Below are 19,537 nucleotides of genomic sequence, written 5' to 3'. Positions count from 1 at the left end.
TGGCGGCGGTGGCGGGCGGGGCGCCCGTGCACACAGGGCTCATGAGGACGGCTCCTCGCATAGGCGGTGGGAATGCCGTCATCGTGCGAGGCGGGGCATAACGCCCTCAACTCGCATCGCTTCTGCATCGTATAGTCGTCGTATGGGTCTGTTCAGGGACGAAACCCCCGTCGACGCTGGGCTCACCACCGGGGCCGTGGCGCGGAGACTGGGCGTGTCGCCCACGACCCTGCGCTCCTGGGACCGGCGTTACGGCATCGGGCCCGCCGTCCGCCCCGACGGGCGGCACCGGCGCTGGACCCCGCAGGATGTCGCGATGGTCGAGACGATGTGCCGCCTGACCTCCGCCGGGGTGCCGACGGCGGAGGCGGCACGCGCGGCGAAGAAGGGCACGGGAGAGGGAGCCCCCGACGACTGGGAGGACGGCGGAGACCTGGGTGAGGCCGTGGGCGGTGGACGGGCGCCCGCCCCCGCACGGCCGCAGTCCTCGGCCCCCACCACCTCGGCCGCCGAAACCGCCGCTCCCACCGACGCCGATGTGCGCCAGGAGTGCCGGGGGCTCGCCCGTGCCGCCGTACGGCTCGACGCGCCGGCCGTCGAGGAGCGACTCGCGGCGGTCGTCGAGCGGTACGGCGTCACGGTCGCCTGGCAGGACGTGATGGTGCCGACGCTGCACGCGGTGGGCCGCAAGTGGGAGTCGTCCGGGGACCGCTACGTCGAGGTCGAACACCTGCTGTCGTGGCACGTCTCCACGGTCCTGCGCCGCTGCGCCCCACCCGCCGGATCACGGCACGAGACCGCCGCCCCCGGCCCGGTGGTCCTCGCCTGCGTCCCCGGCGAACAGCACACCCTTCCGCTGGAGGCCCTCAACGCCGCCCTGAGCCAACTCGGCCTGCCAAGCCGGATGTTCGGCGCCGCCGTACCCGCCGAGGCCCTCGTCGCGGCGGTCGACCGGCTGGGGCCGACCGCCGTCGTCCTGTGGGCGCAGGCCCGCTCCACGGCGAGCGTGCCCCTGGCCCGCCATGTCGCCGCCGCGCGCTGGGGCGTGAAGGGCGCCCGCCGCCAACCCGTCGTCGTGCTCGGCGGTCCCGGCTGGCACGGACGCCCCGCGGAGGGCATGGTCCGCCCGTCGGCGCTCGGCGAGGCGGTGGACATGCTCACCGACCTGTACGGCCGGGCCTCCTGAGCCGCCGGGCGCCGCGACCCCCTGTGTCCGGTGTGCCGTCCGGGAGTCACGGCGTTCCCGTGCGCCCGCGCAGGAAGCGCTCCCGGCCCTCGGCGAGGTCGACGATCGGGTCCGGGTAGTCCAGCGCGGCGCGGTCCAGGCCCTGGAGCTTCCACGGCTCGTGCACGGCCGGTCCGGCCACGCCCGCCAACTCCGGTACCCAGCGCCGTACGTACGCCCCGTCCGGGTCGTACCGCTTGGCCTGGGTGACCGGGTTGAGGATCCGGTTGGGGCGGCTGTCGGTGCCGGTCCCGGCCATCCACTGCCAGTTGAGCTGGTTGTTGGCCATGTCGCCGTCGACCAGAAGATCCAGGAAGTGCCGGGCGCCGACCCGCCAGTCGACGTACAGCGTCTTGGTGAGGAAGCTCGCGACGAGGAGGCGGCCCCGGTTGTGCATCCAGCCCTCGTGGAGGAGCTGGCGCATGGCCGCGTCCACCACGGGGTAGCCGGTGCGGCCCTCCCGCCAGGCCCGGACCTCCTCCGGTGCGGACCGCCAGCGGTCGTGCTTGGCGCGGTAGTCCACGGCGGCCGCCGCGGGCCGGGCCGCCAGCACCTGACGGTGGAAGTCCCGCCATGCCAGCTGCCGTACGAACGCCTCCGCGCCCGGACCGCCCACCCGGCGGGCCCGGTGGACCAGCTCGACGGGGGAGAGGGCGCCGAAGTGCAGATGGGGCGAGAGCCGCGAGGTCGCGTCGCCCGCCAGGTCGTCGTGGCGGTCCTCGTACGCGGCGATGCCCGACCGCAGCCAGTCCGCGAACCGCGCGCGGCCCTCCGTCTCGCCGCCCGCCGCCAGCCCTGGCGACAGCCCCGACAGTCCGTCGCGCGCCGGGAGTTCCTCCGAGCCGATCCCGTCCGGCACCCGCACGGTGCGCGGCGCGGCCAGCGGGTCCCGCAGCCACTGCCGCGACCAGTGGCCGAAGTACGGCGTGAAGACCGCGAAGTGGTCCGAGGAGGCGGGCGACACCGCGCCGGGATCCACCGCGCCCACCACCGTGTCGTGCACGTGCAGGCGCACGCCCTCCGCCTCCAGGGCGTGCCGCAGCCGCTCCTCGCGCCGCCGCGCGTACCCGCTGACGTCGGCCGCCACATGCACCTCGTCGGCGTCCGCCTCCGTGGCCACCTTGCAGACCTCCCGCACCACGTCCCCGGAGCGCACCACGAGTCGGCCGCCCCGCTCCCGCAGTCCCGAGTCGAGATCGCGGAGGCAGTCGGCGAGGAACGCCAGCCGGTTGGGCACCGCGAACCCGGCCGCCGCCACGGCCCGGTCCCGCACGAACAGCGGGACCACCTCGCGCGCCCCGTCGAGAGCGGCGCGCAGCGGCGGATGGTCGTGCAGCCGCAGGTCGGAGGTGAACAGGACGACCGAGACGTTCATGGGGGCTCCGGGGGCGAGAAGACGGATCACCTGCTGCTTCCGGGAAGCGGCCTCCGACGGATGCGCCGGGCGTGTGCCGTGACCGGCGGCCTGCCGGCTCGCGTCCCAGCGCGCGTCACGGCGCGCGTCACTGTGCGGGGGCCCGCTCCCGCGCGCGGGCGGCCGCGTCCGACACCGCGGCCCGCGCGATGTTGCGGGCCATGCCGCCGAACACGACGGAGTGGAAGGGGGCCACGCTCCACCAGTAGGCGTGACCGAGCAGCCCGTGCGGATGGAACAGGGCGCGCTGGCGGAAGACCGTGCGGCCGGCGTCGTCCGTGTCGGCGTACATCTCCAGCCACGCCAGACCCGGCAGCCGCATCTCCGCCCGCAGCCGCAGCAGCCGCCCCCGCTCGATCTCCTCCACCCGCCAGAAGTCCAGCGAGTCGCCCACCCGCAGTCGGGTGGCGTCCCGGCGGCCCCGGCGCAGGCCCACCCCGCCCGCCAGCCGGTCCAGCCAGCCCCGTACGGCCCAGGCGAGCGGGAAGGAGTACCAGCCGTTGTCGCCTCCGATGCCCTCGATGACCCGCCACAGGGACGCGCACGGGGCGTCCACGCACAGCTCGCGCCGGTCCGTGTAGAGGCTGCCGCCCGCCCAGTCAGGATCGGTGGGCAGCGGATCGCTGGGCGCGCCGGGCAGGGAGGCGGACGACCAGCGGGTGGTCACCCGGGCCTCGCGCACCCGCCGCAGGGCGAGCCGCACCGCCTCGTCGAAGCCGACCGGATGACCGGGCGGATCGGGCACATACCGTGCGATGTCGTGTTCGCGGCACACCACCTCGTGCCGCAGCGACTCGGTGAGCGGCCGGGCGATGGAGGCCGGCACGGGCGTCACCAGCCCGACCCAGTGGCTCGACAGCCTGGGTGTGAGCACCGGCACGGACAGGATGAGCCGGTGCGGCAGCCCGGCGACGGCCGCGTACCGGACCATCATCTCGCGGTACGTCAGGACGTCCGGGCCGCCGATGTCGAAGGTCCGGTTGACGTCGTCCGGCAACCGGGAGCAGCCCACGAGGGCGCGCAGCGCGTCCCGGACGGCGACGGGCTGGATCCGGGTGTGCACCCAGCTCGGCGTCACCATCACCGGCAGACGCTCGGTGAGGTAGCGCAGCATCTCGAAGGAGGCCGACCCCGAGCCGATGACGACCGCCGCCCGCAGCACGGCCGTGGGCACACCGCTCTCCAGCAGGATCCGCCCGACCTCGGCGCGGGAGCGCAGATGCGGCGACAGTTCCTCCTCGGGCACGCCGTACGGGGTGAGACCGCCCAGATAGACGAGCCGGCCGACGCCCGCGGCGCGCGCCTGCTCCCCGAAGATGCTCGCGGCCCGCCGGTCCGTCTCCTCGAAGTCGTCGCCCGTGCCCAGCGCGTGCACCAGGTAGTAGGCGACGTCGACCCCTCGCATCGCCCGGGCCACGGACTCCGCGTCGGTCACGTCCCCGCGGACCACCTCGACCGCCTCCGCCCACGGATGGTCGCGCAGCCGCTCCGGGGAGCGGGCCAGACAGCGCACCCGCAGGCCCGCTTCCAGCAGTTCCGGTACGAGTCGGCCGCCGATGTATCCCGTCGCACCGGTCACCAGGCACAGCGGCCCGGCACCGCGCTCAGCTTCTCCCGTCATGGATCCCTCGGTCCTCCGCGTCGGCGTCCCCCGGACATCACTTCCCCCACGGGGCCGGTCCCGGATGCATCGGCGGTCCGGCGCCGCGCGATCGAGTGATCGGCACGGCGACTACCCTTGCCGCGTGGCCACAGTGAACGACCCGCGACGGGGGACGGGGCACGGGGAGCAGGGTCCCGCCGCGGCGGCGACCGATCTGCACGCCTTCGCCGTCGCCCTGCGCCGGATGAACGGTGAGATCAACCGGCTCGTGCACGCGTTCGCGGGTGACCACGGACTGCACGCGACGGACGTCCAGGCGCTCGCGGCGATCCTCGACGCGGACGCGCCCATGACCCCCAAACGCCTGCGCGAACACCTCGGACTGACCTCCGGGGCCGTCACCGCCTGCGTGGACCGGCTGGAGCGCGCCGGGCACGTACGCCGCGTCCGGGAGAGCGCGGATCGTCGGGTGGTCCACCTGTACTACGCGGCCGACGCCCGTTCGGCGGCCCGTACCTACTTCCGGCCCCTGGCGGAGGCCACCGAGGCCGCCCGCTCCCGCTTCACCGGTGAGGAACTGGCCGTCGTCCTGCGGTTCCTCGCGGCGATGAACGAGGAACTGGGCACGGGCGCCGACCGCCACCGCTGACGTGCGGCGGGTGCATCCGAAGGCCGTGATCGTGCGGCGGGTGCATCCGAAGACCGGGTGATCGCGGAAGAGCAGGCACCGTCTAAGATCGCGGCCGCCAACAAGTTCAATCATTGAGATTGTTTTTCGTTGAGTCATCTCCCTCCCGCCTGGAGCACCATGTCCACCACCCCCCGACGCGCCCGCCGGCTCGTCCCCCTCCTGCTGATCGCCGTCTGGCTCGTCGTCGGAGGCGTCCTCGGCCCCTACGCCGGGCGCCTCGGCGAGGTCGCCACCATGGACCAGGCCGCGTTCCTGCCGCGCAGCGCCGAGTCGACCGAGGTCATAGCCGCGCAACGGGCGTTCCGCCAGGAGGAGACGCTCCCGGTGATCGTCGTGTGGACGGGGGAGGACCTGCCCGAGCGGCGCGCCTCCGCCGGCCGTGCCCTCGCATCCCTCGCCGACAGCCCCGGACTGGCCGGACCGGTCTCGCCCGCCCTGCTCTCCGACGACCGGGAAGCCCTCCAGGGCGTGGTCCTGCTCCGACCCGACCTGGGCGACGACCTGGCCGGCACCCTCGACCGGATCCGGGCCGCCGCCGAACGCGTCCCCGGCACCACCGTGCAACTGGCGGGGCCCGCGGCCAGCCAGGCGGACCTGGCGGACGCCTTCGCCGGCATCGACGGCCTGCTGCTCGCCGTCGCGCTGGTCACCGTGCTGGTGATCCTGCTGCTCGTCTACCGCAGCGTCCTGCTGCCGCTGCTGATCATCCTCGGCGCCGTGTTCGCCCTCGGTCTCGCCTGCGCCGTCGTGTACGCCCTCGCCGACCGGGGAGTCGTCCGCGTCGACGGACAGGTCCAGGGCATCCTCTCCATCCTCGTCATCGGCGCGGCCACCGACTACGCCCTCCTCCTCACCGCCCGCTTCCGCGAGGAACTCACCGGCCGAACCGACCGCTTCACCGCGATGCGCGAGGCCCTCCGGCAGTCCTGGGGCGCGATCGTGGCGAGCGCCGCGACCGTCGCGCTGGGCCTGCTCGCCCTGCTGCTCAGCGACCTCACCAACAACCGGGCGCTCGGACCCGTCGGCGCCATCGGCATCGGCTGCGCCGTCCTCACCACGCTCACGTTCCTGCCCGCCGTCCTCGTCGCGCTGGGCCGCGCCGCCTACTGGCCCGCGAAGCCCGGCGCCCGGCCCGCGTCCGTGTCGACCGGCGAGGGCGTGTGGCGACGCGTCGCCGCCCTCGTCGACCGGGCACCGCGCCGGGTCTGGGCGGTGACCCTGGCCGCCCTGCTCGCCGGGGCCGCCTTCGCACCGACGCTCACCTCCAAGGGGGTCCCGCTCGACGAGACCTTCGTCCACGACGCCCCGTCCGTCGCCGCCCAGCAGACGCTCGGCGACCACTTCCCCGGTGGCTCGGGCAACCCCGCCGTGGTGATCGCGGACGCCGACCAGCTGGACCGGGTGCTCGCCGCGGCCCGCGACACCGACGGGGTCGCCTCGGCGGCCGCCGTCAGCGGCTCGGGGCGACCCGGCGGCCGGCCCCTGGTCGTCGACGGACGCGTCCGGGTCGACGTCACCCTCACCGCCGCAGCGGACAGCGACGCAGCGAAGGACACCGTGGCGCGGCTGCGCACCGGACTGCACGCCGTACCCGGCGCGGACGCCCTCGTCGGCGGCTACACCGCCCAGCGGTACGACACCCTGCGCACCGCCGAACGCGACCGCACCCTGATCGTCCCGGTGGTCCTCACGGTCATCCTCCTCATCCTGGTCGGCCTGCTGCGTTCGCTGCTGCTTCCGGTGCTGCTGGTCGCCACGGTGGCCCTGAACTTCCTCGCCACGCTGGGCGTCTCCGCGCTCGTGTTCCAGCACGTGTTCGGGTTCACCGGCACCGATCCGTCCGTGCCCCTCTACGGCTTCGTGTTCCTGGTCGCCCTGGGCGTCGACTACAACATCTTCCTGATGTCCCGGGTCCGCGAGGAGTCCCTGCGGCACGGCGTGCGCCACGGCGTGCTGCGCGGGCTGGTCACCACGGGCGGCGTCATCACCTCCGCGGGCGTCGTGCTCGCCGCGACCTTCGCCGCGCTGGGTGTCATCCCGCTGGCCTTCCTCGCCCAGATCGCCTTCATCGTCGCCTTCGGCGTCCTCCTGGACACCCTCGTGGTGCGCTCGCTGCTGGTGCCGGCCCTGGTCCGCGACATCGGGGAACGCGCCTGGTGGCCGAGCCGCATGAGCCGCGGCACGACCGTGACCGACGGCGACTGAGGCGACCGCGGGGGCCTTCAGGGATCATGGTTCGGTCCGTGCGCCCAGCTCCCGCGCCCGGCGCACGAACGCCTCGTGCAGCTCTCGGGCCGCCCGCGGCACCGACTCCGCACGGCGCCGCTGGAGCATCAGCAGCACCCGGGTACGGTCGTCCGCGACCGGGCCGGTGGGTGAGCACCCCACGCCGCTCCAGCGGATCGCCGACGACGCTGAAGTCCGGCAGGACCGTGGCCCCGAGCCCCTCCGCGACCAGCAGCTTGCCCATCTCCGCGCCGTCCGTGGAGTACGCGAAGGACGGCGTGCGGCCCTCCAGCAGCCGGTGGACGTAGCGGTGCATCACATACCCCGAACGCATCCCGATCAGCGGCACGTCGAGCAGATCGTCCGGCGACACCGAGGGCAGGGACGCGAGGGGGCTGTCCGGGCGGACGACCACGACCGGGCGGCCCCGCAGCAGCTCGACGGCCTCGAGCCCGGCGGGCACGTCGTCACCGTCCAGGTGGTTGACGAGGCCGAGGTCGAAGGAGCCCTCCAGCAGGGCCCGGTGGATGTTGGTCTGCTGGGCGCCGACCACTTCGACCTGGGTGACCGGGTGCGTGGCGCGGAACTCCCGCACCACGGGGATCAGCAGCGGCACGGTGGCCGCGTTCACCGTGCCGACCCGCACCATCCGGCTGATCCGGTGCTGCTCGCCCGCCGCGGCCCGCAACCGGTCCACCGCGTCCAGCACGTCGACGATGTGCGGCAGCAACTCCCGGCCGGACGCGCTCATCGTCGCGCCGGACCGCTTGCGCTCCAGCAGATCCACCCCGAGTTCGCGCTCCAGGTTCCGCACCGTCTCGCTCAACGCGGGCTGCGACAGGCGCAGTTCGTCCGCCGCGCGGCGCAACGACCCGAGTCTCGTCACCGCCGCCAGGTATTCGAGCTGTTCGGTTCGCACCGCAGCAGAATGCGCGCGGATTTCCGGGCCGTTCAAGGGTTTCCCTGTCACACCTTCGTGAAATTCAATGGTCCGCGATACGAGACCGGTCGGGTTCTCCTTGACTGCCGTCACCGGCGGCTGCCACGATCGACGGCATGAAGATGCGACTGGAACTCACGCGGCGACGCCATGTCGACCTCGCACGCGTCTCCAGCGCCTCCTGTCGCGCCACGGCCTGATCGCCTCCCCCTCTTCGCGATCCGCCGCGCAACCCTCCCTTTTCCCGCCTGAATTCAGCGCGCCCGCACGCTTTTCGCGGCACTCGCGCGCCCCGTGAATTCGGCGTGCCCGAAAACATTCCGCGACAGGAGTTCCGCATGCGCGCCGCACCCCTGAAATTCGCCTACTGGGTCCCCAATGTCAGCGGAGGACTCGTCACCAGCAGGACAAGAAGCTCGGCGTCGACCTCTTCCTGCTGGGCTTCCTCCACTACCACGAGGAGGTCGAGTACTTCGGCCGCCGCGTACCGCCCCTCGTACGCGAGCTGGAGGCACAGCTTCCGGAGACCGGGCCCGGAACCGAAGCTGAGGCCGAGGCAGTGACCGTCCCCGCGCACGCCTGACCGCCCCACTCGACCGTTCGCCTTCCCGGGACGCCGCCCTCGCCGCGGCGCCCGTTCCGCAGAAAGAGAACCCATGGCCACCGTCCTGTCCGTCTCCGGCAGCCCCTCCGTCTCCTCCCGCACCGCCGGGCTCCTGCGTCACCTCGACGCCCGCCTGACCGCCCACGGGCACGAGGTCGTCCCGCTCGACGTCCGCACCATCCCCGCCGACGCCCTCCTCGGCGCGGACTTCACGCACCCGGCCGTCGTCGAGGCCGCCGCGCTGTTCGAACGCGCCGACGGCGTCGTCATCGGCACCCCCGTCTACAAGGCCGCCTACTCCGGAGTCCTCAAGGCCCTGCTCGACCTGCTCCCGCAGTACGCCCTCACCGGCAAGACCGTGCTGCCCCTGGCCACCGGAGGCACCACCGCCCACGTCCTCGCCCTCGACTACGCCCTCCGCCCCGTCCTCAGCTCCATGGGCGCCCGGCACATCGTCCCCGGCTGGTTCACCCTCGACAAGGACATCACCGTTGCCGAGGACGGCAGGGTCACGGTCGCCCCGGCCACGGCCGAGGCGCTGGGCCAGGTCGTCGACCAGTTCCTGACCGCCCTCGGCCCCGTGCCCGTCCTGGCCGCGGCGAGCTGACGCCATGACCGGCACACCGACCGACACGCAGACCAGCACACCGACCGACGCCCCCACCGCTGTCCCGGCCGACGCCCCCGCGGGCGTTCCGGCCGCCGAAGTCATCACCGACGACGCCGAGGCCCTCACCGTCGCCGCCAAGCTCGCCGAGGAGTTCCGTGCCGGCGCCGGAGGCGACGTCCCCGACGATCTGTTCCCGGACCTTCCCGAACGGAGACCCCACGTGTCCCTCGCCTTCCACTGGTTCCTGCCCACCAACGGCGACAGCCGCCACGTCGTCGGCGGCGGACACGGCACCCCCGCCACCGAGTCCGGCCGTGACCGGCCGCCGACGGTCGCCTATCTGAGCCAGATCGCCCGCGCCGCCGAGGACCTCGGCTTCGTCGGCGCGCTGACCCCCACCGGTGCCTGGTGCGAGGACGCCTGGCTGACCACGGCCATGGTCAGCCAACACACCGAACGCCTGAAGTTCCTGGTCGCCTTCCGCCCCGGCTTCGTCTCGCCCACCCTGGCCGCGCAGATGGCGTCGACCTTCCAGCGGCAGTCCGGCGGGCGGCTTCTCCTCAACGTCGTCACCGGAGGCGAGAGCCATGAGCAGCGGGCCTACGGCGACTTCCTCGACAAGGACGACCGGTACCGCCGTACGGGTGAGTTCCTGGAGATCGTGCGGGACCTGTGGGCGGGCAAGACCGTCGACCTGAAGGGAGAGCACCTGCGGGTCGAGGACGCGAAGCTGGCGCGGGTGCCCGACCCGGTGCCGGAGGTGTACTTCGGCGGCTCCTCGCCCATCGCCGGGGAGATCGCCGCCCGGCACGCCGACGTCTACCTCACCTGGGGCGAGCCACCGGCCCTGGTCGCCGAGAAGATCGCCTGGATCAAGGGGCTCGCGGCCGAACGGGGCCGCACCCTCCGCTTCGGGATCCGGCTGCACGTCATCACCCGTGACACCGCCGAGCAGGCCTGGGCGGAGGCGAACCGTCTGCTCGACGGTTTCGACCCGGCGACCGTACGGTCCGTGCAGGCCGGGCTCGCCCGCAGCGAGTCCGAGGGCCAGCAGCGCATGCTCGCCCTGCACGGGGGCCGCCGCGACAGCCTGGAGATCCACCCCAACCTCTGGGCCGGGATCGGCCTGGTGCGCGGCGGCGCGGGCACCGCCCTGGTCGGCAGCCACGCGGAGGTCGCCGAGCGCGTCAAGGAGTACCACGCCCTCGGCATCGACGAGTTCGTCCTGTCCGGGTACCCGCACCTGGAGGAGGCGTACTGGTTCGGCGAGGGTGTCCTCCCGCGCCTCGCCGCCGAGGGCCTGTGGCGGCACCCCTCCGCCGGGCCGGCCGCGCCGCCGGCTCAGGTGCCCTTCGCGAGCTGAGGGGATGTCACTTCGTGTCAGGGACGGTGCTCCCAGTGGCGGTCGGTCCGGGTCAGTTCGCGGAAGCCCGCCGAGGTCAGCCGGTCGATCGCCGCCCGGTCGGCCGCCGCCTCGTAGGCCAGCAGACGGTCCACGCCGCACAGGCGCAGCCAGTCGGCGGCCTGCCCGAGAAGCCAGTGCTCCAGACCGTCCGCGTGTGCCGAGGGGGCGATGCTCAGATTGCCGATGTCGGCGAGGCCGGAGCCGCGGGTGTGGCGCTCCGGGCGGAACAGGGCCGTGTCCACCTCCATGAAGCCGATCGCGTGACCGGCGGCGCGGGCCGTGAGGCGGGTGCCGCACTCGCCGAGCGTGCGGTCGACGGTGATGCCCCGTCTCGGCTCCGGGGCCGGCAGGTCGCCGACGCGGGCGATCAGGACGACCTCGGTGTCGCCCACGTGCCGGAAGCCCGCACGTCCGTAGACGGCGCGGACGTGCGGCCAGGCCCGTGGCACCCCGTACACGGCCGGGGCGGGAAGCCCCCCGTCCGCGTACCGGGCCCGCACGCCCCACCGGGCCAGTTGTGCCAGGCAGGCGCTCATCAGCAGGTCCGCGGCCTCCTCGGTGTCCGGCAGGAAGGACGCCGGGACCCGGCCGACGAACCAGCCGACCTCGCCGACGTCCCGGTAGTGCGGGCCGACCTCCTCGTCCGCCCGGTAACGCAGGAGATGGGCGGCGGCCACGATGTGGTCGCGCCGCTCGGCGACGAGGGTGACACGCTCGCTCACCCAGGGGTCGGTGAGGAATTCCTCCGGGCGGCGTTCGAGATCGCTGAGCACCGTGTTCACGGAGACGGACACGCCGGGGACGACGGCGGCGACATGCGTGTTGATCAGATCGGTGAGCTGGTCACGGTCGGCGCGGCGGAACGGGCGCACCTGCGGCGCGGGCATGGGGGACCTCCGGTCGGAGAACGTGTCGGAAGCCCGCCATGCGATGCGGTACGCGGTCGAGGGTACGGCGGCGGGGCGCCCGGCTCCAGGGGGTCGCGGACATCACGGTGCGACGCCCGCCCGGGTGAACGTCAGATGGGTGACGCCGCTGGGCGAGGACACGGACTCGACCGCGTAGTCCTCCTCCACGCCCTCCAACCCGTCCCAGAGACGGACGCCCCGGCCGAGCAGGAGCGGGACCACCACGACGTGCAGATGGTCGATGAGCCGGGCGGCGAGGAAGTCGCGGACCACCGTGGGTCCTCCGCCGATCCGGACGTCCTGGCCGCCCGCGGCCTCACGGGCCCGCTCCAGCGCTTCGGCGGGTGAGGCGTCGAGGAAGTGGAACGTCGTGCCGCCCTCCATGGCGAGCGACGGGCGCGGATGACGGGTGAGGACGAAGGCCGGCGTGTGGAACGGCGGGTTGGGCCCCCACCATCCCTTCCACTCGGGGTCGTCGTGCCATCCGGGGTAGCCGAACTTTCCCGCGCCCATGATCTCCGCGCCGATGCCGGGCGCGAACCGCCGCGCGAAGGTGTCGTCGAGCCCGCCCTGCCCACCGGACCCGCCGGTCAGCTCGTGCCACCACCGGGTGGCGAACATCCACTGGTGCAACCTCTCACCGGCGTGGCCGAAGGGCGCGTCACGGCTCAGGCCCTCACCGGTGCCGTAACCGTCGAGCGAGATGGAGAAGTTGTGGACGCGGGCGAGGGACATGGCCGGCGCCTCCTTTCCGCTGCCGTTCGAGCCGCGTCGGACCGACGCGGTGATGGAACGATGATGGCCCCTCGGGACGCGTCGCTCCTTCAGTACGCGGCCGACAAAGCCCCCAGATGGGCCCGGCGCACCTCCGTCGTCTGCCCCTGCACCAGCAGGAACATCGCCTCACGCGCGAGACGTTGCGCCCGGTTGTCCAGGTCGAGGGCGCGCCCGCCGCCGGTGACGAGCGCGGCGGTCGTCGCGGTCCGCATCAGATCGAACGCCTTCGTCTTGAGTGCCAGCCGCTCCTCCATGTGCTCGTGCGGCGCGGGATGGTCGGCGAGGGCGTACGCCTGCCGACGCACCTTGTCCAGCCGCAGTCGCAGCCCCTTCGTGGTGGGGTCGTCCTGGTCCAGCAGCGACAAGGCCGACTCGGCGACGCCGAACACGGCAGGCGAGGCGTTCGCCGGTTTGGGCCGGTCGCCCGCCGCCCAGCTCTCGTACGGGGCGTGCAGGGCCACCGCCTCGTCCGGGATCCACAGCCCGTCGAGCTGGAGCGAGACCGTGCGGGCGGCGGTCAGCGCGGCCAGCCGCATCGGCGGCGACGCCTTCAACCCCGACTGCGCTCTGGCCTCCGCGAACGCGAACACCACCTCGTCCGCGTCCGTGACCCCGGCCAGCAGCATCACATCGTTCAGGCCCCACCCCGTGTACCAGGGAACCGTCCCGTGGAACCGCCAGCCGCCGCGCTTGGGCACGGCCCGGACCGGTACCCGCGGATACCTCCGCAGATGCGCGTACGCCACCCCGGACAACAGCTCACCCGTCGCCAACTTCGCCAACAGCCGCTCCTTGGCCGGCAGTTCGGTCTTGGTGAGGGTCAGTACGGGCGTGTAGTGCTGGGTCTGCACGAACCATGTCGCGCAGCACGCGCCCGCCAGGATCTCCGCGATCTCCCGCGCCACGGAGTTCGGCGCCCCCGAACCGCCGTACGCCTGCGGTGCGTTCACCCCCAGTAGTCCCGACCTCTTGATCGCCTCGATGCTGCTCGCGGGCACCTGCTCCTGATCGACGCGCTCGGCCTGAGGCGCCAGCACTTCGGCGGCGAGACTGCGCGCCCGGACGACGAGAGGATGCGGTGAGGTGGTCATGGGGGGATTCTCCCCGCCCCCGCACCGGAAGATCACCTTTTCGCGTCGCCGACGTGTCTTTGACTGGTCTACACCCTTGACTGGTACAGACCAACGCGGTTGAGTGTGCCACCACACCCCCCACCACGGCCGCCCCGCACCGTGGCCGGCTCCGCCGGCGCGTGCGCGCGAGGTCCGTCCCCGTCATGCCCCGCGGAGCCTCGCCCGGGTGCGGCCGTGCCCCACGAAGGAGTTGATCCCGTGTCGAGGCGCCGACTCTCCGCCCTGCTGACCGCGCTGGTCATCGGCGGTTCCACCCCCCTGCTGCTGCCCGCCCAGAGCGCGAGCGCCGCTCCCTGCTCCAGCTACCCGAACTGGGTGGCGGGCCGCTCCTACGCCGCCGGTGACATCGTCCGCTACACCGACGGCCGGGCCTACATAGCCGAGCATGCCAACCCGGGCTACGACCCCACCATCAGCACCTGGTACTGGGAGCCGTACGCCTGCGAGAACGGCCCCACCAACCCTTCCGGGTTCGTGGTGAGCGAGGCGCAGTTCAACCAGATGTTCCCGAACCGGAACTCGTTCTACTCGTACAGCGGGCTGCGGGCGGCCATGAGCGCGTTCCCGGCCTTCGCTACCACCGGCAGCGACACCGTCAAGAAGCAGGAGGCGGCGGCGTTCCTCGCCAACGTCAACCACGAGACGGGCGGACTGGTCCACATCGTCGAGCAGAACACCGCCAACTACCCCACCTACTGCGACTGGAGCAGGCCCTACGGCTGCCCCGCCGGACAGGCGGCCTACTACGGCCGGGGCCCGATCCAGCTCAGCTGGAACTTCAACTACAAGGCGGCCGGGGAGGCGTTGGGCCTCAATCTGCTGGGTAACCCCTGGCTGGTGCAGAACGACGCGGCCGTCGCCTGGAAGACCGCCCTGTGGTACTGGAACACCCAGACCGGCCCGGGCAGCATGACCGGCCACCACGCGATGGTCACCGGAGCGGGCTTCGGCCACACCATCCGCAGCATCAACGGCTCGCTGGAGTGCGACGGCAAGAACCCGGCGCAGGTCCAGAGCCGGGTGAGCGCTTACCAGCGGTTCGTACAGATCCTCGGGACTTCTCCGGGCGGCAACCTGTACTGCTGACGGCGACCCCTTCGCCATGATGTCATGCACCTGACTTCGACTCCGGGGTCCGGCCCGCCTCGCGGCCGGGCCCCGCTCCCGTCCCCGTTCCGACGAAGGGCACCCCCATGCCAAGTCCCCGTACCACCTCGCTCGCGGCCGCCGTGGCGCTGGCCGCCGTCGTGGCCGCGCCCGCGCCCGCGGCCTCCGCCGCGGTTCCCGCTCCGGGCGCCTACTACGTGCAGAGCGCCGTCACCGGACTCAATGCGGCCGACAGCGGGGGAGCGGTGGAACAGCACCGGCCCAAGGGCAACGAGGACCGCCAGCAGTGGACGCTGCGGGCGAGCGGAACCTCGTACGTGCTGGAGAGCGTGGACGCCGCGGGCAGTTGTCTCGGCCGCTCAGGCGACCAGGCCAGAACCGTCGCCTGCACCAGCGGCGACGCGGCCTGGGACATCACCGACCTCGGCTCCGGCCGCCACCGGCTCAAGGTGCCCGGCGCCGAGCGCTACCTCACGGTCGGCGCCAAGCCCTCCGGCGCCAACTACCCCGCACCGCTGGTCACCGGCGGGGCGGGCGACCTGGCCGCCTGGTACCTCACCCCGGTCAACCCCACCACCAGCCCCATCCCGCCCGCCGGGCAGCGCACCCTGGACCAGGTCACGTTCCTCACCGCCCACAACGCCTACGCCAACGGCGTCGACGGCGGCTTCGCACCCCCCTTCGTCAACCTCGTCCCGAACCAGACACGCGGCATCAACCAGCAACTTGCCGACGGCGTACGCGGATTCATGCTGGACATCCACCAGACCCCCGACGGCGCGATCCTCTGCCACAACAGCTGCACCCTCGTCAGCCGGCCCGTCGCCCTGTGGGTCGACATCCAGCGCATGGTCGACTTCCTCAAGCAGAACCCCGACCAGTTCCTCACCGTGTTCCTGGAGGACTACGTCGACCCGGCCGTCCTGCGCTCCGAACTCGCCCGTGTCAACGGCCTGTCCGACGTGCTGTACCGGCCCGACCAGACCGGCGTGCGCACCAGCGGCTGGCCGAGGATGGCCGATCTGATCGCCGCGAACGACCGCCTGCTCATCTTCACCGACCGCAGCCGCGCCTCCGACCAGGCCGCCGGGCTCACCCGCGACACCTTCGGCGTCATGTACCAGAAGGAGTGGACCGTCGAGAACTACTGGTCCATGGGCGGCGGCATCGGCTCCTCCGACTGGTCCTGCTACAGCCGCTGGTACGACACCAACACCAACATCCCGCTCACCCGCACCGAGTCCGCGTTCAAGCCGCTGTTCGTGATGAACCACTTCCGCGACGTCGGCATCACCGGCACCGCCACCAACGACAACGCGAAGCTGGCCGACCGTGCCCAGCGCTTCTGCCAGTCGGCCGCCCGCAAGAAGCCGAACTTCCTCGCGGTCGACCACTACAGCCTGGGCAACGCGGCATCGGCGGTCACGACCCTGAACACGTACACCTATCCGTAGGGTGGGAGTACCTCGCCGACGGACTCTTCGGGGCGGGGCGAGCGACGACACACACGCGGGGGATCGGGGCGCAAAGAGGCACCAAGCGGTTCATATAGGCTGCCTGTTCTGCCCTGTCGTTCGTCACCACTCGGGAGAGTCATCCGTGAGCGTAGCCACCGCCCACTCCGCGTCGGCCGTACCGCCCGCCGGCGAGACGCCGGCGACCGGGGGAGTGCCGGCGCAGGACGAGGGAATCTGGGTCGAGCCGGGCGCCACCGCCGACGCCGACGCCGGGGTCCGGCTGGACGAGGCCGACGGTGAAGGCCCCTCCGAGGCGTCCGCCGGACAGGTACCGGCCCAGGTGTCGGGCGACGCGCCGGCCCCGCCCGCTGTGGACGGCGACGCGACCGCCACCCCGGGCGGCGCGATCGACATCGCGGACACCGAGGACTCCGAGGGTCCGGAGGGTGCCGAGGGCGTCGTGGATGCCGCGGAGGTCGTGGACGAGCAAGTCGCCCGCGACGCGCATGACTTCGGGGTGTACGCCCGCACCGGCGGCTGGGCGTTCGCCCTGAAGGTGGCGCGGAGCGTGCGGCCCGGCGGGGAGCTGCCCGGCGAGACCGTGAAGGTGTCCGCGAAGCGGTTCGCGGAGCTGGCCGGGTGCTCGGCGGAGCGGGTCATGCGCTACTACAAGGCGTGGGACAAGGCGGCCGACGACGGCATGGTCCCGCACTTCGAGGCGCTCGCCCCCGGCGCCGAGATCGACCTGCCCGACTCGGACGTCTGGCTGTCGTACTACAGCTCCCGCTCCAGTGCGACCTCCGACCGGGGCACCGCCATCACGGCGGCCGCCGAGGCCGAGGGCATCCGCCCCACCAAGGCCCTGGAGGTCGCCGAGAACCCCACCGCGCTGCGCGCCGCGATCCTCGCCGACCCCTCTACCGCCCAGGCGGCCCGTACCGCTCTCCTCGACCGGCTCAAGGAGGACCCGTCCCTCCAGACCGAACTCGCCCGTGACATCGCGCGCACGGAGGAGCTGAAGAAGGCGGTCGCCAGCGAGACCCAGGCCGCGACCCGCATCGGGTACGTCCGGCAGATCGTGGAGAACGGCCAGGTCAAGACCCCCGCCGGGCAGGTCATCGACGCCCCCGCCGAACTGCGCGCCGAGGCCGAGCGGCACCTGTCCCTCATCGACGAGCTGGACGACGACGAGGACACCGGCGAGTGGGCGACGGAGGCGTACGACACCGTCAAGGAGCTCGTAGTCCAGACCGTCGAGTCGAACCCCGAGCTGCGGGTCCAGGAACGCCGCACGAAGTTCTACAGCAGCCTCCAGAAGGCGACGAAGGTCTTCGAGGAGCTGACCCTCGACGATGCCGTGGACATCGACGCGATCTACGAGGACGACATGCTCCAGCGCCTGGAGGAACTCCAGGAGGCGCTCAACACCTGCATCGCCGCCCTCCGCAAGGCCTCGCCGGGCGACTGACCCGGTGTTCCCGCCGGTGAGGCCCCCTGCGTCCGCAGGGGGCCTCCGTCGTACACGCCAGTTGCCGTCCGATAGGTGTTACGTATAACCTCCCGGGAACCCCGAGCGAACCTCGGTAGATCCCCGCACCGCCCCGCGCGTGAACCGCGCCCCACCCGAGAGGCCCTCCGATGAGACGCGTCGCCCTGGTCACCCTCGTGGTCGACGACTACGACGAGGCGATCCGCTTCTACACCGAGGCGCTCGGCTTCCGGCTCGTCGAGGACGCCCCGAGGCCCGACGGCAGCCGCTGGGTCGTCGTCGAGCCGGGCACCGGGGGCGCGGGCACCGGACTGCTGCTCGCCCGGGCCAAGGACGAGGCGCAGCACGGCCGGATCGGCGACCAGACCGGCGGACGCGTGGGCTTCTTCCTCCACACCGACGACTTCGCCCGCGACCACGCCCGGATGCTGGCCTCGGGCGTCAGGTTCCTGGAGGAGCCGCGCCACGAGCCGTACGGCTCGGTCGCCGTCTTCGAGGACCTGTACGGGAACCGCTGGGACCTCCTCCAGCCCGCCGCCGACTGAGCCACCGTCGACCGAGCCACCGCAGGCCGAGCCGTCCCGACTCGACCGCCACCGACTGAGCAGCCCCGGCTCAGCCGCCACCGACCGAGCAGTCACCGACTGAGCCGCCTGCCGGGCCGCCCTCCCCGGACCCGACCGGCGCACCCGCCGCACACCCACCGCATCACCTGCCGAGGAACGAACGCCATGACCGCGCCCCGCATCGACGCCGACACCATCCGCCGCCTCCCCAAGGTCGTCCTGCACGACCACCTCGACGGCGGTCTGCGCCCCGCGAGCCTCGTGGAGCTCGCTGCGGAGGTCGGCCACACCCTTCCCGAGACCGACCCCGAGGGCCTCGCCGCCTGGTTCTACGAGGCCGCCAACTCCGGTGACCTGGTGCGGTACATAGCCACCTTCGAGCACACCCTCGCCGTGCTGCAGACCCGCGAGGGCCTGCTGCGCGCCGCCGAGGAGTACGTGCTCGACCTGGCCGCCGACGGAGTCGTCTACGGCGAGGTCCGCTACGCCCCCGAGCTGAACACCAGGGGCGGGCTGGCGCTGGCCGAGGTGGTCGAGACCGTGCAGGAGGGCCTCGCCGCCGGTATGGCCAAGGCGGCGGCCCAGGGCACCCCGGTCCGTGTCGGCACGCTGCTGTGCGGGATGCGCATGTTCGACCGGGTCCGCGAGGCCGCCGACCTGGCCGTCGCCTTCCGGGACGCCGGTGTCGTCGGCTTCGACATCGCGGGCGCCGAGGACGGCTTCCCGCCCGCCGACCACCTGGCCGCGTTCGAGCACCTGCGCCGCGAGAGTGTCCCCTTCACGATCCACGCCGGTGAGGCCCACGGCCTGCCCAGCATCCACCAGGCCCTCCAGGTGTGTGGCGCCCAGCGCATCGGCCACGGCGTCCGCATCACCGAGGACATCGTCGACGGCAAGCTCGGCCGCCTCGCCTCCTGGGTCCGCGACCGCCGTGTCGCCCTGGAGATGTGCCCCACCTCCAACCTCCAGACCGGCGCGGCCACCTCCATCGCGGAGCACCCCATCACCGCGCTGAAGGACCTCGGTTTCCGCGTCACCCTCAACACCGACAACCGCCTGGTGTCCGGGACGACCATGACCCGGGAGATGGGCCTGCTCGTCGAGGAGGCCGGCTGGACCCTCGACGACCTGCGCACCGTCACCGTCAACGCCCTCAAGAGCGCGTTCATCCCGTTCGACGAGCGGAACGCCCTGATCCGTGACGTCGTACTGCCAGGCTACGAGTCCGCGCGCTGAAGCAGACCCCGTACGTACGCGGCCTGGCCGGCATGCTGAAGATCGTCGGCCAGGACGCTCACCAGGCGGACGCCCAGGCTGACCGGCGGATCCCAGCGCTCGTCCACGATGCGGCCGAGATGCCTGCCGGTCAGCCTGGGCGTCCG

At 72.7% G+C, this 19,537-nt stretch carries 16 protein-coding genes and 3 pseudogenes; 12 read left to right on the top strand and 7 right to left on the bottom strand.

Translation table 11 applies throughout. The features are described 5' to 3' along the window. The first annotated feature begins 142 nt into the window (after positions 1-142). Positions 143-1,186, top strand: a complete 1,044-nt coding sequence (locus AOK23_RS34650) for a MerR family transcriptional regulator (protein ID WP_055716498.1) — start codon at positions 143-145, stop codon at positions 1,184-1,186. 46 nt (positions 1,187-1,232) lie between these two features. Here the strand turns inward: AOK23_RS34650 and AOK23_RS34645 are convergent, their stop codons facing one another. Together AOK23_RS34645 and AOK23_RS34640 are read right to left on the bottom strand one after the other, a co-directional pair. Next, a complete protein-coding gene (locus tag AOK23_RS34645; protein WP_055716497.1) occupies positions 1,233-2,600 on the bottom strand; it encodes a cryptochrome/photolyase family protein in 1,368 nt (455 codons plus the stop codon). A gap of 127 nt (positions 2,601-2,727) precedes the next feature. Next, a complete protein-coding gene (locus AOK23_RS34640) occupies positions 2,728-4,260 on the bottom strand; it encodes an SDR family oxidoreductase (RefSeq protein ID WP_055716496.1) in 1,533 nt (510 codons plus the stop codon). A gap of 133 nt (positions 4,261-4,393) precedes the next feature. On the opposite strand from AOK23_RS34640, the gene AOK23_RS34635 reads away from it, so the two are divergent. Together AOK23_RS34635 and AOK23_RS34630 are read left to right on the top strand one after the other, a co-directional pair. Then, on the top strand, positions 4,394-4,891 hold the full coding sequence (locus tag AOK23_RS34635) for a MarR family winged helix-turn-helix transcriptional regulator (RefSeq protein ID WP_055716495.1): 498 nt from the start codon (positions 4,394-4,396) through the stop codon (positions 4,889-4,891). 159 nt (positions 4,892-5,050) lie between these two features. Beyond that, the gene (locus AOK23_RS34630; RefSeq protein WP_055716494.1) at positions 5,051-7,138 is read left to right on the top strand and encodes an MMPL family transporter; all 2,088 of its coding nucleotides are present in this window, start codon (positions 5,051-5,053) and stop codon (positions 7,136-7,138) included. A 24-nt stretch (positions 7,139-7,162) separates the two neighbouring features. Here AOK23_RS34630 and AOK23_RS49065 read toward each other — a convergent pair. Further along, positions 7,163-8,078 (bottom strand): annotated as a pseudogene (locus AOK23_RS49065) (LysR family transcriptional regulator). 137 nt (positions 8,079-8,215) lie between these two features. Between AOK23_RS49065 and AOK23_RS52115 the strand changes: the two are divergent. The 4 genes and pseudogenes from AOK23_RS52115 to AOK23_RS34610 all read left to right on the top strand — a co-directional run bounded on the left by AOK23_RS52115 (position 8,216) and on the right by AOK23_RS34610 (position 10,676). Beyond that, the gene (locus AOK23_RS52115; RefSeq protein ID WP_368855110.1) at positions 8,216-8,299 is read left to right on the top strand and encodes a putative leader peptide; all 84 of its coding nucleotides are present in this window, start codon (positions 8,216-8,218) and stop codon (positions 8,297-8,299) included. A gap of 203 nt (positions 8,300-8,502) precedes the next feature. Then, positions 8,503-8,682 (top strand): annotated as a pseudogene (locus AOK23_RS52110) (hypothetical protein); the annotation flags it as partial. A gap of 73 nt (positions 8,683-8,755) precedes the next feature. Beyond that, positions 8,756-9,310 carry an NADPH-dependent FMN reductase gene (ssuE, locus tag AOK23_RS34615; RefSeq protein WP_055716492.1) on the top strand — a complete coding sequence of 185 codons (555 nt, stop codon included), beginning with the start codon at positions 8,756-8,758 and terminating at the stop codon, positions 9,308-9,310. Positions 9,311-9,533: 223 nt separating this feature from the next. Continuing rightward, on the top strand, positions 9,534-10,676 hold the full coding sequence (locus tag AOK23_RS34610) for an LLM class flavin-dependent oxidoreductase (RefSeq protein WP_055716499.1): 1,143 nt from the start codon (positions 9,534-9,536) through the stop codon (positions 10,674-10,676). A gap of 17 nt (positions 10,677-10,693) precedes the next feature. On the opposite strand, the gene AOK23_RS34605 is transcribed toward AOK23_RS34610, so the two are convergent. The 3 genes from AOK23_RS34605 to AOK23_RS34595 all read right to left on the bottom strand — a co-directional run bounded on the left by AOK23_RS34605 (position 10,694) and on the right by AOK23_RS34595 (position 13,494). After that, on the bottom strand, positions 10,694-11,605 hold the full coding sequence (locus tag AOK23_RS34605; protein WP_055716491.1) for a hypothetical protein: 912 nt from the start codon (positions 11,603-11,605) through the stop codon (positions 10,694-10,696). Positions 11,606-11,707: 102 nt separating this feature from the next. Continuing rightward, positions 11,708-12,361 carry a dihydrofolate reductase family protein gene (locus tag AOK23_RS34600; protein ID WP_055716490.1) on the bottom strand — a complete coding sequence of 218 codons (654 nt, stop codon included), beginning with the start codon at positions 12,359-12,361 and terminating at the stop codon, positions 11,708-11,710. 89 nt (positions 12,362-12,450) lie between these two features. Continuing rightward, positions 12,451-13,494, bottom strand: coding sequence for an acyl-CoA dehydrogenase family protein (locus AOK23_RS34595; protein WP_055716489.1), 1,044 nt, complete (start codon positions 13,492-13,494; stop codon positions 12,451-12,453). A 240-nt stretch (positions 13,495-13,734) separates the two neighbouring features. Between AOK23_RS34595 and AOK23_RS34590 the strand changes: the two genes are divergently transcribed. From AOK23_RS34590 to AOK23_RS34570, 5 genes are all read left to right on the top strand, one after another. After that, the gene (locus AOK23_RS34590) at positions 13,735-14,622 is read left to right on the top strand and encodes a glycoside hydrolase family 19 protein (RefSeq protein WP_055716488.1); all 888 of its coding nucleotides are present in this window, start codon (positions 13,735-13,737) and stop codon (positions 14,620-14,622) included. 107 nt (positions 14,623-14,729) lie between these two features. Beyond that, the gene (locus AOK23_RS34585; protein ID WP_055716487.1) at positions 14,730-16,097 is read left to right on the top strand and encodes a phosphoinositide-specific phospholipase C-related protein; all 1,368 of its coding nucleotides are present in this window, start codon (positions 14,730-14,732) and stop codon (positions 16,095-16,097) included. Between the two features lie 145 nt (positions 16,098-16,242). Beyond that, on the top strand, positions 16,243-17,568 hold the full coding sequence (locus AOK23_RS34580) for a hypothetical protein (RefSeq protein WP_055716486.1): 1,326 nt from the start codon (positions 16,243-16,245) through the stop codon (positions 17,566-17,568). A gap of 170 nt (positions 17,569-17,738) precedes the next feature. After that, entirely contained in the window at positions 17,739-18,134 is a 396-nt protein-coding gene (locus tag AOK23_RS34575; protein WP_055716485.1) for a VOC family protein, read from the top strand. Between the two features lie 186 nt (positions 18,135-18,320). Beyond that, positions 18,321-19,391, top strand: a complete 1,071-nt coding sequence (locus AOK23_RS34570) for an adenosine deaminase (RefSeq protein WP_055716484.1) — start codon at positions 18,321-18,323, stop codon at positions 19,389-19,391. Here AOK23_RS34570 and AOK23_RS46015 read toward each other — a convergent pair. Continuing rightward, positions 19,373-19,537 (bottom strand): annotated as a pseudogene (locus AOK23_RS46015) (DUF664 domain-containing protein); the annotation flags it as partial. The gene AOK23_RS34570 and the pseudogene AOK23_RS46015 overlap by 19 nt on opposite strands.

Origin of the sequence: Streptomyces torulosus, from assembly GCF_001419765.1 — a bacterium.
Lineage (GTDB): Bacteria > Actinomycetota > Actinomycetes > Streptomycetales > Streptomycetaceae > Streptomyces > Streptomyces torulosus.
This window is presented reverse-complemented; position numbering and strand designations above follow the sequence as displayed.